This is a genomic window from Mesorhizobium sp. RCAM 06353, assembly GCF_059683585.1.
Genome location: NZ_CM185031.1, coordinates 6,689,795 through 6,706,236 on the forward strand (window position 1 = coordinate 6,689,795; position 16,442 = coordinate 6,706,236).

General features: G+C 66.6%; 6 protein-coding genes and 1 pseudogene. 6 read left to right on the forward strand and 1 reads right to left on the reverse strand.

Annotation, left to right across the window (positions count from 1 at the left end; genetic code table 11):
- The first annotated feature begins 716 nt into the window (after positions 1-716).
- From AC56QX_RS32290 to AC56QX_RS32315, 6 genes are all read left to right on the forward strand, one after another.
- On the forward strand, positions 717-1,202 hold the full coding sequence (locus tag AC56QX_RS32290) for a DUF4347 domain-containing protein (RefSeq protein WP_497112594.1): 486 nt from the start codon (positions 717-719) through the stop codon (positions 1,200-1,202).
- Entirely contained in the window at positions 1,199-1,495 is a 297-nt protein-coding gene (locus AC56QX_RS32295; protein ID WP_497112595.1) for a hypothetical protein, read from the forward strand. Before AC56QX_RS32290 ends, AC56QX_RS32295 begins: the two co-directional genes overlap by 4 nt.
- A gap of 4 nt (positions 1,496-1,499) precedes the next feature.
- Positions 1,500-9,269, forward strand: coding sequence for a DUF4347 domain-containing protein (locus AC56QX_RS32300; RefSeq protein WP_497112596.1), 7,770 nt, complete (start codon positions 1,500-1,502; stop codon positions 9,267-9,269).
- 210 nt (positions 9,270-9,479) lie between these two features.
- Positions 9,480-11,780 (forward strand): peptidase domain-containing ABC transporter, encoded by a 2,301-nt coding sequence (locus tag AC56QX_RS32305; RefSeq protein WP_497112597.1) that lies wholly within the window; start codon positions 9,480-9,482, stop codon positions 11,778-11,780.
- An 88-nt stretch (positions 11,781-11,868) separates the two neighbouring features.
- Positions 11,869-13,230 carry an HlyD family type I secretion periplasmic adaptor subunit gene (locus AC56QX_RS32310; RefSeq protein ID WP_497112598.1) on the forward strand — a complete coding sequence of 454 codons (1,362 nt, stop codon included), beginning with the start codon at positions 11,869-11,871 and terminating at the stop codon, positions 13,228-13,230.
- A gap of 29 nt (positions 13,231-13,259) precedes the next feature.
- Positions 13,260-14,993, forward strand: coding sequence for an SEL1-like repeat protein (locus AC56QX_RS32315; RefSeq protein WP_497112599.1), 1,734 nt, complete (start codon positions 13,260-13,262; stop codon positions 14,991-14,993).
- Between the two features lie 890 nt (positions 14,994-15,883).
- Here AC56QX_RS32315 and AC56QX_RS32320 read toward each other — a convergent pair.
- A pseudogene (locus AC56QX_RS32320) lies at positions 15,884-16,408 on the reverse strand (oxidoreductase); the annotation flags it as partial.
- Between the last annotated feature and the right edge of the window lie 34 nt (positions 16,409-16,442).

The following is a 16,442-nucleotide window of genomic DNA, read 5'->3' on the forward strand; positions in this document are numbered from 1 at the left end:
AAAATGGGGCGCGCGGGTTTCGCTGGAAAGCGGTCCGCGCGTTTCCCGTTGTTCTTTCCGCCTCTGGCGATGACGACTGTTGGCGGATTGGCGGGAACTGAAGCGAAGCCGCCAAGCCGGCTGTTTTCAAAACAATTCGCGCCGTTTTGGCCCTTCGATATTGACCAGGCTTCGCCGCCTTGGTCTTGGCCATTTACCAGTTCCCCACTTAATAGTTTACAAATCGCTAATTTTGTCGTTACTAATATATTCGGCATGAGGGGGGTCCGCAGGTCTGACGGTCGGGTGGCCGGAAATCTGCGAGAGTTGGGTGAAGGGGTTCTAGGGCCGCAAGCCACATCGCGGATTTGTGAAAAAGGCGCGCATTTGAGGTGCGCCTTGAAAGCCGCATGTACGTTTGCCCGTCGGCGGAGGCGGACAGGTTTCCCGTTCTGGAGTTCCCTCGCGTGTTGACGCCGATCCGTCGGCGCGACCGGTTGTAGGGGTGTGTAGTGGGCCGAGTGACATTGCGAGAGGTCAGGCGCGGAGCCAATTCCGGCGTCGATAGGCTGGCTGCACCATGGCGACCATGGGCTGCCGCAACCGGCGACCGGCCGCTGGCCTGCTTCGACCTCCCCGAAAATCACGACGCCACCGCACGCCCTGCCCGCGCGCTCGAACCGGCCACGCCCGGCGTCGCCGGTTTTCAGCTTGAAACCAACCGACAGGACCTCGCCATGGCCACCGAACTCGTCTTCGTCGATGCCTCGGTATCCGATCTCGGCACGCTTCTTGGCAATCTGAGGCCGGGGGTCGACGCGATCGTGCTCGACGCCGAACGCCCGGCCGCGCGCCAGATGGCGCTGGCGCTCGAAGGCCGCGACGGCCTCGACGCCGTGCACGTCATCGCGCACGGCGCGCCTGGCCGCGTGAACTTCGCGGCGGGCGAATGGTCGGCCGAGACGCTGGACGACGACGGGGTCGACCTCGCCGCGATTGGCCAGGCCCTGGGCGCATCCGGTGAGCTGCTGCTTTGGAGCTGCAACGCCGGCGCTGGTGCGGCCGGAACGAATTTCATCGATGCGCTGTCGCGCGCGGCGGCAGCGCCGGTTGCGGCGGCGAACGACCTGGTTGGGTCGCCGGCGCTTGGCGGCGACTGGAAACTGAACATTCAAACAAAGGACGCAGCGGCGCGGCCGCCGCTGACCCGGGGGGCATCATGAGCTACGCAGCAGTTCTGGCGGCGATCGAGATCACCGTATCCGGCTTGGTCCCGAGCGGCTTGGCGGCCGGCTCGACGACCTACTTCGTGGTGGACAGGGACCGCGGCACGATCGTCGGCAACATCAATCTGCCGAACATGGCGAACAACGCCTTCCGGATCGCCATCAGGGTGCCCGGCGGATCGACCGGCCTCGATGTCGGCATCTTCGACGACGCCGGCAAGTTCACCTCGGCCGGCTTCACCGTGGATGTGCCCGCGCCTCCATCCGGCGCCGTCGGGCCGAAGGGGTGATGTCATGTTGAACGCCCCAATTCCCTTCCATAGCCCGGTCGCCACGCGGCCGGGCCTTGGTGCATCAACACGGCAAGTTTCGCCCGAATACCCCAGGGGCGATCATGCCACCGAAATCGTGTTCATCGATCCCGCCGTCAGCGACATCGGGACCCTCTTGGCTGGACTGCGGCCCGGCGTGCAGCCGGTGCTGCTCGATGCCACGCGGCCCGCCGCGGCACAGATGGCGGCGGCGCTGGCTGGCCAGCGGGGCCTTGCGGCGGTGCATGTTATCGCCCACGGCGCGCCTGGACGCGTCGGCTTCACGGCCGGCGAATGGTCGGCTGAAACTCTGGCGCGCGACGCCGGCGACCTGGCCGCCATCAGCCGGGCGCTGGCCGAGGATGGCGACCTGCGGCTGTGGAGCTGCGAGACGGGCCGAGGTTCGGCTGGGCAAGCATTTATCGAGGCGCTCTCCGAGGCGGCCGACACTGACGTATCGGCCGCGACGGCGCTGGTGGGCGCCGCGACACTGGGTGGGCGGTGGGACTTGGCGGTATCGTCTGGCGAGCGGATTGCGCCGCCGCTGACCGACGCCGGGGTGGCAAGTTACGCCGAGGTGTTGAGTCTTGAAGTGACGCTGACGGGGTCGCTCGATACTACGGCCAGCAGCGTCAACCAGTTTTCTGTGCAGTATTATATCACTAATTCGGCTGGCATTATTGTCGATAGCTTTTCTCTGCCATCACACGCAGTTACTAGTCAATTTACATCTGTTGCGGTTATAGTAAACGTTCCGGCAGTGAGCGGGATTTATACTATTACCGCTTTCACCCCTTCTTCCGGTAATGGTAACGACGCAAACCAGAATATTATTTCGGCAGGCTCGTTTACGATTACGGCGGGTGCGGTTACGGCGATTTCGTCGGCTGCAGCGAATAACAACGACGGTGTCTTTACACTCACCTCGGCTTCTTCCACAAGCAACACGGGTCCGACCGGCGCCACGGGATCCACCGGCGCTACTGGATCCACCGGCGCTACGGGCTCGACCGGCGCAACAGGTTCAACGGGCGCCACAGGTGCGACCGGCGCCACAGGTGCGACCGGCGCCACAGGTTCTACCGGTGCGACGGGTTCAACGGGCGCCACGGGTTCGACCGGCGCTACGGGCGCGACTGGCGCCACAGGTTCAACCGGCGCCACGGGTGCGACCGGCGCAACAGGTTCGACCGGCGCTACGGGTGCCACGGGCTCGACTGGAGCAACGGGCGCCACAGGTGCGACTGGCGATACAGGCGCCACGGGCTCGACTGGCGCGACCGGAGCCACTGGAGCAACCGGTGCCACAGGCGCCCCAGGTGCAACCGGAGCCACGGGCGCGACTGGCGATACGGGTGCCACCGGTTCGACCGGCGCCACGGGCGCCACCGGCTCGACCGGAGCAACCGGAGCCACAGGTGCGACCGGCGATACGGGTGCCACGGGTTCGACTGGCGCAACCGGCACCACAGGCGCAACCGGCGATACGGGCGCCACAGGCTCGACCGGTGCAACCGGTGCAACCGGTGCCACTGGCGCGACCGGCGATACGGGTGCCACCGGCTCGACTGGAGCAACCGGCGCCACTGGCGCGACCGGTGATACAGGCGCCACGGGTTCGACTGGAGCAACCGGCGCCACAGGAGCGACCGGCGATACCGGCGCCACCGGTTCGACCGGCGCAACCGGAGCCACAGGTGCGACCGGAGATACCGGAGCAACCGGAGCCACTGGTGCGACCGGCGATACGGGTGCCACCGGATCGACCGGAGCAACCGGAGCCACTGGTGCGACCGGCGATACGGGCGCCACAGGCTCAACCGGAGCCACAGGTGCGACCGGCGATACCGGCGCCACAGGCTCGACTGGAGCAACCGGTGCCACAGGTGCGACCGGCGATACCGGCGCCACTGGTTCGACTGGAGCTACCGGTGCCACAGGTGCGACCGGCGATACCGGAGCCACGGGTTCAACCGGAGCAACCGGTGCCACGGGCGCGACCGGCGATACCGGCGCCACCGGCTCGACCGGAGCAACCGGCGCCACTGGCGCAACCGGCGATACCGGCGCCACAGGCTCAACCGGAGCAACCGGAGCCACAGGTGCGACCGGCGATACGGGTGCCACGGGCTCAACTGGAGCTACCGGCGCCACCGGTGCGACCGGCGATACCGGAGCGACAGGCTCGACCGGAGCAACCGGCGCCACAGGTGCCACCGGCGATACCGGTGCCACGGGTTCGACCGGCGCAACCGGTGCCACGGGCGCAACTGGCTCGACTGGAGCAACCGGCGACACCGGCGCTACGGGTTCGACTGGAGCAACGGGCGCCACAGGTGCGACTGGCGATACGGGTGCCACAGGGGCAACTGGCGATACCGGGGCGACCGGCGATACAGGCGCCACGGGTTCGACCGGAGCAACCGGCGCCACGGGTGCGACCGGCGATACCGGTGCGACAGGCTCGACTGGAGCAACCGGTGCCACGGGTGCGACCGGCGATACGGGCGCCACGGGTTCGACCGGAGCAACCGGAGCCACAGGCGCGACCGGCGATACGGGTGCAACGGGTTCGACTGGTGCTACCGGCGCCACAGGTGCGACTGGCGATACTGGCGCAACGGGTTCGACCGGAGCAACCGGTTCGACTGGTGCGACCGGCGATACGGGTGCCACCGGAGCCACAGGTGCCACTGGCGATACGGGTGCCACGGGCTCGACTGGAGCAACCGGTGCCACAGGCGCGACCGGCGATACCGGCGCAACGGGTTCAACCGGAGCCACGGGCGCGACCGGAGATACCGGAGCGACTGGCTCGACTGGTGCAACCGGTGCCACAGGTGCAACTGGCGATACGGGTGCCACCGGCTCGACCGGAGCAACCGGAGCCACAGGTGCGACCGGCGATACCGGAGCGACAGGCTCGACTGGAGCAACCGGTGCCACCGGCGCGACCGGCGATACGGGTGCCACGGGTTCGACTGGAGCTACTGGCGCCACCGGTGCAACCGGCGATACCGGAGCCACGGGCTCGACCGGAGCAACCGGAGCCACAGGTGCGACCGGCGATACCGGAGCGACAGGCTCGACTGGAGCAACCGGAGCCACAGGTGCGACCGGCGATACGGGTGCCACGGGTTCGACCGGAGCAACCGGTGCCACGGGCGCGACCGGTGATACGGGTGCCACGGGTTCGACCGGAGCAACCGGCGCCACCGGTGCGACCGGCGATACGGGTGCAACGGGTTCAACCGGCGCAACCGGAGCCACGGGTGCGACCGGCGATACAGGCGCCACGGGTTCGACCGGAGCAACTGGTGCCACAGGTGCGACCGGCGATACCGGTGCCACAGGCTCGACCGGAGCAACTGGTGCCACAGGTGCGACCGGCGATACGGGCGCCACCGGCTCAACCGGAGCAACCGGAGCCACAGGTGCGACCGGCGATACCGGAGCCACGGGCTCGACCGGAGCTACAGGTTCCACCGGAGCAACCGGCGCCACAGGCGCGACCGGCGATACTGGTGCCACGGGTTCGACCGGAGCTACCGGCGCCACTGGCGCGACCGGCGATACGGGTGCCACCGGCTCGACTGGAGCAACCGGAGCCACAGGTGCGACCGGCGATACCGGAGCCACAGGCTCGACTGGTGCCACCGGCTCGACTGGTGCGACCGGCGATACCGGAGCCACCGGTGCGACTGGAGCTACCGGTGCCACGGGCGCGACTGGTGATACGGGTGCCACGGGCTCGACCGGTGCCACCGGCGCCACTGGAGCGACCGGAGCGACCGGAGCCACCGGTGCGACTGGCGATACCGGCGCAACGGGTTCAACCGGAGCTACCGGTGCCACTGGTGCGACCGGCGATACCGGCGCCACCGGTGCGACCGGCGATACGGGTGCCACCGGTTCGACTGGAGCAACCGGTGCCACCGGCGCGACCGGCGATACGGGTGCCACGGGTTCGACTGGAGCTACTGGCGCCACCGGTGCAACCGGCGATACCGGAGCCACGGGCTCGACCGGAGCAACCGGAGCCACAGGTGCGACCGGCGATACCGGAGCGACAGGCTCGACTGGAGCAACCGGAGCCACAGGTGCGACCGGCGATACGGGTGCCACGGGTTCGACCGGAGCAACCGGTGCCACGGGCGCGACCGGTGATACGGGTGCCACGGGTTCGACCGGAGCAACCGGCGCCACCGGTGCGACCGGCGATACGGGTGCCACGGGTTCGACCGGAGCAACCGGCGCCACAGGTGCGACCGGCGATACGGGTGCCACGGGTTCGACTGGAGCGACCGGTGCCACAGGCGCGACTGGCGATACGGGTGCCACCGGCTCGACTGGAGCAACCGGCGATACGGGTGCCACGGGCGCGACCGGAGATACCGGAGCGACTGGTTCGACCGGAGCAACCGGAGCCACAGGTGCAACCGGCGATACCGGCTCAACCGGTGCCACCGGCGCCACAGGTGCAACCGGCGATACGGGTGCCACGGGTTCGACCGGCGCCACAGGTGCCACCGGCGATACCGGAGCGACGGGTTCGACCGGCGCCACAGGTGCCACCGGCGATACGGGTGCAACAGGTTCGACTGGAGCAACCGGCGCCACAGGTGCGACTGGCGATACCGGCGCAACAGGCTCAACCGGTGCCACCGGCGCCACAGGTGCAACCGGCGATACGGGTGCCACGGGTTCGACCGGCGCCACAGGTGCCACCGGCGATACCGGAGCGACGGGTTCGACCGGCGCCACAGGTGCCACCGGCGATACGGGTGCAACAGGTTCGACTGGAGCAACCGGCGCCACAGGTGCGACTGGCGATACTGGGGCAACGGGGGCCACAGGCGCGACCGGCGATACCGGAGCGACGGGTTCGACCGGTGCAACCGGCGCCACGGGTGCAACTGGTGATACTGGGGCAACGGGGGCCACAGGCGCGACCGGCGATACCGGAGCAACCGGTGCCACAGGTGCGACCGGCGATACCGGAGCAACCGGTGCCACAGGTGCGACCGGCGATACCGGAGCAACCGGTGCCACAGGTGCGACCGGCGATACCGGAGCGACGGGTTCGACCGGCGCAACCGGAGCCACAGGCGCAACTGGTGATACAGGCGCCACGGGCTCGACTGGTGCAACCGGCGCCACAGGTGCCACCGGCGATACGGGTGCAACAGGTTCGACTGGAGCAACCGGCGCCACAGGTGCGACTGGCGATACTGGGGCAACGGGGGCCACAGGCGCGACCGGCGATACCGGAGCAACCGGTGCCACAGGTGCGACCGGCGATACCGGAGCAACCGGTGCCACAGGTGCGACCGGCGATACCGGAGCGACGGGTTCGACCGGCGCAACCGGAGCCACAGGCGCAACTGGTGATACAGGCGCCACGGGCTCGACTGGTGCAACCGGCGCCACAGGTGCCACCGGCGATACAGGTGCAACAGGTTCGACTGGAGCAACCGGCGCCACAGGTGCGACTGGCGATACTGGGGCAACGGGGGCCACAGGCGCGACCGGCGATACCGGAGCAACCGGTGCCACAGGTGCGACCGGCGATACCGGAGCAACCGGTGCCACAGGTGCGACCGGCGATACCGGAGCGACGGGTTCGACCGGCGCAACCGGAGCCACAGGCGCAACTGGTGATACAGGCGCCACGGGCTCGACTGGTGCAACCGGCGCCACAGGTGCCACCGGCGATACAGGTGCAACAGGTTCGACTGGAGCAACCGGCGCCACAGGTGCGACTGGCGATACTGGGGCAACGGGGGCCACAGGCGCGACCGGCGATACCGGAGCAACCGGTGCCACAGGTGCGACCGGCGATACCGGAGCAACCGGTGCCACAGGTGCGACCGGCGATACCGGAGCGACGGGTTCGACCGGCGCAACCGGAGCCACAGGCGCAACTGGTGATACAGGCGCCACGGGCTCGACTGGTGCAACCGGCGCCACAGGTGCCACCGGCGATACAGGTGCAACAGGTTCGACTGGAGCAACCGGCGCCACAGGCGCGACCGGCGATACCGGCGCCACTGGCTCGACTGGAGCAACCGGAGCCACTGGTGCGACTGGCGATACAGGCGCCACGGGCTCGACTGGAGCCACTGGAGCCACAGGTGCGACCGGCGATACGGGCGCCACGGGTTCGACTGGCGCGACTGGTGATACCGGTGCCACCGGTTCGACCGGAGCAACCGGCGCCACAGGCGCGACCGGCGATACGGGCGCCACGGGTTCGACCGGAGCAACCGGATCCACGGGTGCGACTGGCGATACCGGTGCAACAGGTTCGACTGGAGCAACCGGCGATCCAGGCGCCACAGGTTCAACTGGAGCAACCGGTGCCACAGGCGCAACCGGCGATACCGGAGCGACGGGTTCGACCGGAGCAACTGGCTCGACCGGAGCAACAGGTGCCACGGGCGCGACCGGCGATACGGGCGCCACGGGTTCGACCGGAGCAACCGGATCCACGGGTGCGACTGGCGATACCGGTGCAACAGGTTCGACTGGAGCAACCGGCGATCCAGGCGCCACAGGTTCGACTGGAGCAACCGGTGCCACTGGTGCGACCGGAGATACTGGAGCAACCGGTTCAACGGGCGCAACCGGCGCAGCCGGAGCCACGGGCTCCACTGGTGCCACGGGTTCGACTGGTGCAACCGGATCGACCGGCGCAACCGGTGCCACAGGTTCAACTGGCAGTACCGGAGCAACGGGCTCTACTGGTGCCACGGGTGCTACTGGCTCGACCGGGCCGAAGGGCGACACCGGACCGAAGGGCGCCACGGGTGCGACTGGCGCCACGGGCTCGACCGGAGCGACCGGGCCGAAGGGCGACACCGGACCCAAGGGCGCCACGGGGGCGACTGGCGCCACGGGCTCGACCGGAGCAACCGGACCGAAGGGCGATACCGGACCCAAGGGCGCCACAGGTGCTACTGGCGCAACAGGTTCAACCGGAGCGACCGGGCCGAAGGGCGATACCGGACCCAAGGGCGCCACGGGTGCAACCGGCGCCACGGGCTCGACCGGAGCGACCGGGCCGAAGGGCGATACCGGACCCAAGGGCGCCACCGGTGCAACCGGCGCCACGGGCTCGACCGGAGCGACCGGACCCAAGGGCGACACCGGACCCAAGGGCGATACCGGGCCTAAGGGCGCCACGGGTGCGACGGGCGCCACGGGCTCGACCGGAGCGACCGGGCCGAAGGGCGACACCGGACCCAAGGGCACCACGGGTGCGACGGGCGCAACAGGTTCGACCGGAGCGACCGGACCCAAGGGCGATACCGGGCCCAAGGGCGACACCGGACCCAAGGGCGCGACGGGTCCGACCGGCCCAACCGGTCCGACTGGCCCCTCGAGCGGTCACCAAAACTCGGTTGTCGCTTCGCCCACAACCCTGGCAACGACGACCCAGACGACCACCAAGGTCACGTCCGACTCGCTCGGCTTGAAGGACACCGGGCAATTCCTGCAGTCGGGCTCGACCGGCAATGGCAGCGGCGGCCTGCCGTCGCTACACCACCTGATCGGCCTGGCGGCCGGTTCGATGACGACCGATCTCCTGAATATCCTCAATACGATCAAGGGATTTGGTCAGAACCTGAACAAGCCGTCGGGCGCGAGTACGGACCAGACCTTGGATGCGACCAAGCACGGTACCGGCTATGCCAGTACCGACCACACCGCCAAGACGACCCTGAAGGATCTTCTGAAGCCGCATGAGTGAGCAAGCATCCTGGCGACAGGCCACCGAAGGGAAACGCGCGAACGTCGCGGGAGAGCGAGGTTCGCGCGTTAAACATGCCCGGACACCGATTGGCAGGAGAGTCGCGCGGCCGATCAATTCGGAGTACAATGGAGGCATGATCGAAAACCTCGGCAGAGGCACTTCGGCCCGGGCATTGTCGAGTTCGCTCGCCTGCCGGAAGGCATGTCCATGGTGAACATCCCTCTGAATGCCGAAAATCAGCCGGTCCCGATACGCGCCGGCATCGAAGCCGACACGGCCGGCAAGGGCGGGGGTGTGAGCGACGTGGGGCGGATTCCTGGCGGCCCCGCCGAATTCGACAAGATCGCGCCTCGCCTCAAGGCGATGCTGCGGGCCGCCCGCTATCACGGTGTCGAGCTCGACCCCAACGAATTCAGGTCCGCGAGCGCGGTTCCGGCCGCCGCCGACCTGTCGCAGTGGGCGCAGGACGCCGGTATGTGGTCACGCGCCGTGCGCATCCGCTGGTCTCACCTTTTGCGTTTCCAGGAAGCCGGACCGGTCGTCCTGTTGTTCAACGATGGCGGCGCGGCTCTCCTTACCGGGGCGAGCGCCGAGCGAAACATCGTCTTCCTCAAAAGTGTGGATGCACCCGACGATGGTGAAGCCACCGCCATCGACGAGCTGCGACTGTCGCAGGTATGGACGGGCGAGGCGCTGTTGCTGCGCGCCGCCCGGTCCTATGTCGCGGCGGACGCGCCCTTCACCCTTCGCTGGCTCGCCGAACTGGTGCGGCTCGAAAGCCACGCGCTGCGCGATATCACCATCGCCTCGTTCACGCTGAGCGTCCTCACCATCCTGCCGCCGCTCATCGTCATGACGGTGGTCAACAAGGTGCTGCAGTTCAACAGCATCTCGACACTAGTGCTGCTGTCGGCGGTGATCGCCGTGGTGTTCGCCTACGAGACACTGCTTGGCCATGCGCGGCGACTGATCATCAATGTCGTCGGCGCCCGTCTGGACACCAAGCTGCAACTGCACGTCTTCAGCCGGCTCCTGCGCCTGCCGCTCGACTATTTCGAGCGGCATCCGGCCGGCGAGACGATGTATCACCTCGCCCAGGTCTATCGTATCCGCGAGTTCCTGACCGGAAAACTGCTCAGCACGTTCCTGGATATGATCACGCTCTGCGTGCTGGTGCCGGTCATGTTCTACATCAACGCCTCCCTCGCCTGGATCGTGCTGGCCTGTGCGGTGGTGATCATGCTGATCATCCTCGCCTTCCTCAAGCCGCTGCGCCGCAGATACCAGCGGGTGGTCGAGGCCGAGACCTGGAAGTCGGCGGCGCTGGGCGAGACAGTCGTCGGCATCAAGACCGTGAAGGCGCTCGGTCTCGAGCCGCAGCGCAAGGCGCTCTGGGACGAGCGGGTGGCGGAATCCGGAAAGGCGCGCCTCGCCTTCGGTCAGCTGGCAAGCTGGCCGCAGACCCTGGTCACGCCGATCGAACGTGTGATGGTGCTCGGCACCATGCTGATCGGCGCCTATCTCGCGATGAACGACCGCACGGGCTACATGGTCGGCGGCCTGTTCGCGTTCATGATGATCGCCCAGCGCGTGGCGCAGCCACTGGTTGGCCTGGCGCGACTGGTCGAAGACTACGAGGAGGTCGGTGCGGCGATCGGCGAGGCAGCGTCGGTGCTCAACCGGCCGCTGGAGAGCAGTTCGAATTCAGCCGGCCTGAGACCCAGGCTGGTCGGCGAGGTCGCGTTCAGCGACCTGACCTTCAGCTATATCGCCACCAAGACACCGGCGCTCGATCGGGTCAGCTTCCACATTCCAGCCGGCAGCATGTTTGGCATTGTCGGCCGCAGCGGCTCGGGAAAATCGACGATCGCGCGCCTCCTGCAAGGGATAAACCGCGACTACAGTGGTTTTCTCAAGCTTGACGGCGTCGATCTCAAGGAAATCAACCTGCGCCATCTTCGCCAGGGGCTCGGCGTGGTCCTCCAGGACAATTTTCTGTTCCGCGGGTCGATCCGCGACAACATCATCGCCGGGCGCCCAGGCCTGACGCTTTCCGACGCCATGCGTGCCGCGCACCTCGCCGGCGCCCAGGAATTCATCGAGCGGATGCCGAATGGCTACGACACCTACATCGAGGAAGGTTCGCCCAATTTGTCGGGCGGTCAAAAGCAGCGGCTGGCGATCGCGCGCGCCCTCATCCACGATCCGACCATCCTCATCCTCGACGAAGCGACCAGCGCACTTGACCCGGAGAGCGAGGCCGTGGTCAGCGCGAACCTCATGCGCATCGCCAGCGGACGCACGATGATCATCGTTTCGCACCGGCTGTCCTCACTGACCGAGTGCGACAACATACTGGTCATGGATCAGGGCAAGGTCCTCGACGTCGCGCCGCATGCGACCCTGCTCGAACGATGCGCGCTCTATCGGCAGTTGTGGTCGCAGCAGAACCGGCACCTCGACGGCCGCCACGGCCGCCCGGTCGCCGTTCCGCCGCGGTTGGTTTGACCATGTCGCGCGGCTCATATTCGCATCAGGTCCGGTAATCATGGGTAGCAGCACCTCTCTCACCGCCCTCCCCGCCCGCTGGCATCGGATGGAAACGAGGGATGCGACGACGCCGGCCATACTCGAGTTCCAGTGGCCGTCGACGGCTGTCGCCAATGCGCCCATTCCGCGAGCGGCGCGCGGCATCGTCTGGATCGTTTCGAGCCTGGTCATCGCGCTGATCGCCCTGGCGGGGCTGATACCGGTCGATCAGGTCGTCACGACCAGGGGGCTGGTGGTCTCGCAATCCCCCAACATCGTCGTGCAACCACTGGAGACGGCGATTGTCCGCTCGATCGAGGTGCGGGAGGGACAGCGTGTCCAGGCCGGCCAATTGCTTGCCCGCCTCGATGCGACCTTTGCCTCCGCCGACCTGGCGGCACTGGCGATGCAGGTCTCGACGCTTGAAGCCGAGGTGGCGCGGTTGAAGGCCGAGGCCAGCGGTCAAGCGTTCACCTACAACGGCCTCGACCCGAGTTGGACCCTGCAGGTGTCGATATTCGAGCAACGCAAGGCGGTCTACGACGCCAAGGTCGAGAATTTCGAACGCCAGCGCGACGAACTCAGCTCGGTGATTTCGCGATCGCAATCGGATGCCGACGGCTACCGCCAGCGGCTCACGGTCGCAGACTCGATCGAACAGATGCGCAAGCAGCTCGAGGCAAGGCAGGTAGGAAGCCGCCTCAATACGCTCCTCGCCGAGGACAACCGGGCGGAAATGTCCCGCGCGCTTGGCAATGCCGAGCAGACCGCGGAAGCCGCCAAGCGCCAGCAGGCAGCGGTGGCCGCCGAGCGCGACGGCTATATTCAGGGCTGGCGAGCTGAGGTCTCGCAGAGCCTGTCGGAGGCGAGCTCGCGGATCTCCGACGCCCGCGAACTCCTCAACAAGGCAAAGCTTCGCAAACAGCTGGTCGAGTTGAAGAGCCAATCGGACGCCATCGTTCAATCGGTGGCAAAGGTCTCCGTCGGCTCGGTGATGCAGTCAGGGGAGCGCTTCATCACGCTGGTACCGGCCGATGCACCGCTCGAGATCGAGACAAACATTGTTGGCAGGAGCAGTGGTTTCGTGCATGTCGGCGACCCCGTGGTCATCAAATTCGACACCTTCCCCTATTCGCAATACGGCCTCGCCCATGGCACCGTGCGGGCACTGAGCCCTGACTCCTTCTCGGCGCAGGAACAAGCGCGCGATCCGAACAGCTCGCTGGCCATGCTGCCTTCCGACTCCGAGCCGTTCTATCGCACGCGGATTTCCATCGACCAGATCGCCCTCCACGGCGTGCCCGCCGGTTTCGCCGTCAGCCCCGGCATGCCGGTGACCGCCGACGTCAAGGTCGGCCGGCGCACGATACTCAAGTACATTCTCGGTGTGATGCTCCCGATCGGCCAGGAGGCGATGCGGGAGCCATAGGGCACTGGAAGAATCAGGGGCGCGGATCGATGACAATCCTGGATCGGCTGACTGGTCTGGCCTTCCCGGCGGCGGCGTTGCGCCGGGCGATCCAGCTCTCTGACAGCGGCAAGGCCGCTGAAGCCTTTCCGCTCATGGCGACAGCGGCGCGCGCGGGGATCGCCGACGCCGAGTACCGGGTCGCGCGTTGCTATCTCGAAGGCTCGGGTGTGCCGCCTAGCCGCATGGAAGGCGCGCGATGGCTGCTGCGGGCAGCCAACCACGGCAACGCCGATGCCCAGGCGCTCCTCGCCGCTCTCTACGTCACCGGGCTGGTGACGGCGGAAGCCGACGGTGAGGGCGCCGGATCGCAGCACTTGTTCAAACGGGATTCCGCGGGCGAACCGAACTTCACGGCTGCGTTCGGCTTTGCCACGAAGGCGGCCGAGGCGGGTTCGGCCACGGGACAGGCGATCCTCGGCTATATCCTGACCAGTGGCCCCGAACCGTTGCGCAATGCGGATGCCGCCCACGGCTGGTACGAGAAGTCGGCTGCCGCCGGCTGCGCCGAAGGATGTCTCGGCCTTGCCTTGTCGCTGGCCCGGCGCGGCAGGCAAGACGATCGGGTCAGGATCGCGGACGAGGTAAGACGCGCGGCCGATGCTGGCCTGCCGACCGCGATCTATCTTCTCGCGGTCTTGAGCGAGCACGGGCTCGGCGTGACACGCGACATGGCTGCAGCCGCGAGACTTTATCAGGCCGCCGCGGAGAAGGGCCTTCCCTCAGCTCAGTTCCGGTTGGGATTGGCGCTGATCGATGGTGGACTCATCGACCATGATATCGCCGCCGGAGAGGCGTGGATGCGGCGTGCCGCCTTGGCTGGCAATGTCGAGGCAGCCTATCTCCTCGGCGACCGCTATGTGAAGACGCAGCCGCCGGATTTCGCGGAAGCCGCGAACTGGTATCGGCGGGCTGCCGAAGCGGGTCACCAGGCCGCCGCCCGCGCTTTGGCCTCCCTCTACCTGACGGGAAACGGTGTGGCCGAGGACGTCGAAGAGGGAGCACGCTGGCTGCGCGCTTCCGCGAATGGCGGCAATCAGGAAGCGCAGATCGACCTCGCCAATCTTGTCCTCGGTGGAGCCGGCGAGACGGATGACGGTGCAAGCGTTGCCGGATGGTTCGAGGCAGCAGCGTCATCGGGTGACCTCATCGCGGCATTCAACCTTGGGCTCTGTTTCGCCAAGGGCGTCGGCGTTCGTCAGGACGAGGGGCAAGCGGCACATTGGCTGCGGCGCGCGGCCGAGGGCGTCGCCGAGGCGCAATATATGTATGCTCGCCTCCTCCAGGATGGACGCGGCGTTGCGGCCGACCCAACGCAGGCCCGCATATGGTTTGCGCGGTCGGCCGACGCCGGGGTGCTTGACGCGCGGGTGGCGCTCGCCGAGATGCTGCTCAACGGGCGTGGAGGCACGCGTGAGCCAAAGGCTGCAATGCAGCTGTTCGAACGGGCCGCCGACGACGGTCACGCCGGGGCGATGTTTGCGCTTGGTGCGCTGTATGGAGCCGGCCAGGGCCTGCCGGTCGACCAAACAGCAGCGCAGAAATGGTTCGCCGCCGCTGCCGAGCGTGGGCACGGCCAAGGCCAACTCATGCTCGGGCGTTATCTCTCCAAAGGTCTTGCCGGGGAGCGCGACCCGGTCGCCGGTCGCCTTTGGCTCGAGCGTGCGGCTGCGGGTGGTATCAGTGAAGCGGCCGACGAACTCGTCGAGTTCGCCTCTGGTTGAGCCCTGTATGTGTGAGCACGCCAACCCGCGCAGGTCTGCCACGAACGAGGATAACCGGAGAATGTTAGGGGGTCGTGCGGAAGCCATTGGCCGCCGTCTGACTACATCCAAACCACCGCTGAGCGTTGATGCATCATCTGGCGGTATGTAACCAAGCCCTCTCGGGCACTCCGGGATGTACCGTCAGAAATACCCGTCAGATTTTCTCGCCGCCCTTCTGTCACAAGCAGCCAATCTATCGGGACCAACCGGGCGGTCTTTTGCACTTTGCAACGTTCGACGACGTGCCCAAGCCATCTCGAAAAGTACCGTCACCGCACAAACGTTGCAACAACGTTCAACCCCGCACGCTCTGCATACGCCCGGCATAGAGCGAGTTTATCGTCTATAGAAGAACCCGAAACCTGCGGTAAACCAAGCCGCTGCAAGGGCATCTCTCTCACGCAGAGGTAACATATCCGTGATTGGCTGTTAAGGCAGCGAAGAAACAGACCAAGAAATCTTCACTAGATCTATGAGTTATGTCTAATTTACACTTTGATGTATTGTACATGTATGGACATGCCGTATCCCATGCCCGCCGAACAAGCCAATCTACACCTAGATGCTTATGACTTTCTCCCGCAAGGCTTTGGTCACAGCCCTCAGAAAGGACCGTCGCCCAGTGCATTTGCGCGCTTTCGCCGAGCTTTTTAACATCGTCCTATCTTCGCGCTGACCGCATTCGAAACCATGCCAGACCGCAAGGCGAGGGCACCGAGGCGGGACGCCGCCGCCCGCCAAATTTTCCGATTTCATACAATGTGGCGTCCGGGCTCGAAGCATTCCACGAAGAGACGGATTCATCGACTGCTCAACTGCGGTCGGACAGCCGCATCCGTATTCTGCGATTCGTCGGAGCGTTTATTCGCGTTCGGCGCAAGGAACTGGTACACTAGATACCCGTTCGCACCGTGAACTTCGACGCCGTCGGCTCCCGCTTCGATCGCGCGCTTGGCGGCGTTTGCGAAATCGGCGATAGTTTGCCGAACTTCAGCGGTTGTGAGCTCGCGAGGTTCCGGAACCGGCAGCATGCCTTTAACCGTGAACATATTTTCACCGGAGGCAATCGCCGAAGGCGCAACCGGCTGGCGATGGTGCGGCGTGTTTTCCGGATGGGATCTGCGGCCGACATGCGTGAGTTGGATGAACAGACGACCGCCCGCCTCATGGACGGCGTCGGCAACCTTCCGCCACCCTGCCACGTGATTGTCGTTGTAAATCCCTGGCGTGGCCAGATACCCCTGCCCGTCTTCGGACGGCTGGGTGCCCTCAGTGATCAGAAGACCCATCGTCGCGCGCTGTGCGTAATACTCGGGAGCCAGATCACCGGGTGTTCCGTCGGGCTTGGCCCGGCTTCGGGTCATCGGCGCCATGGCGAGGCGATGCGGCAGTTGCAAGTTGCCGAGT

Coding starts and splice junctions, on each gene's coding strand:
- AC56QX_RS32290 (WP_497112594.1), top strand. CDS start 717: ATGGCCACCGAACTCGTCTTCGTCGATGCCTCGGTATCCGATCTCGGC.
- AC56QX_RS32310 (WP_497112598.1), top strand. CDS start 11,869: ATGGAAACGAGGGATGCGACGACGCCGGCCATACTCGAGTTCCAGTGG.
- AC56QX_RS32295 (WP_497112595.1), top strand. CDS start 1,199: ATGAGCTACGCAGCAGTTCTGGCGGCGATCGAGATCACCGTATCCGGC.
- AC56QX_RS32305 (WP_497112597.1), top strand. CDS start 9,480: ATGGTGAACATCCCTCTGAATGCCGAAAATCAGCCGGTCCCGATACGC.
- AC56QX_RS32300 (WP_497112596.1), top strand. CDS start 1,500: ATGTTGAACGCCCCAATTCCCTTCCATAGCCCGGTCGCCACGCGGCCG.
- AC56QX_RS32315 (WP_497112599.1), top strand. CDS start 13,260: ATGACAATCCTGGATCGGCTGACTGGTCTGGCCTTCCCGGCGGCGGCG.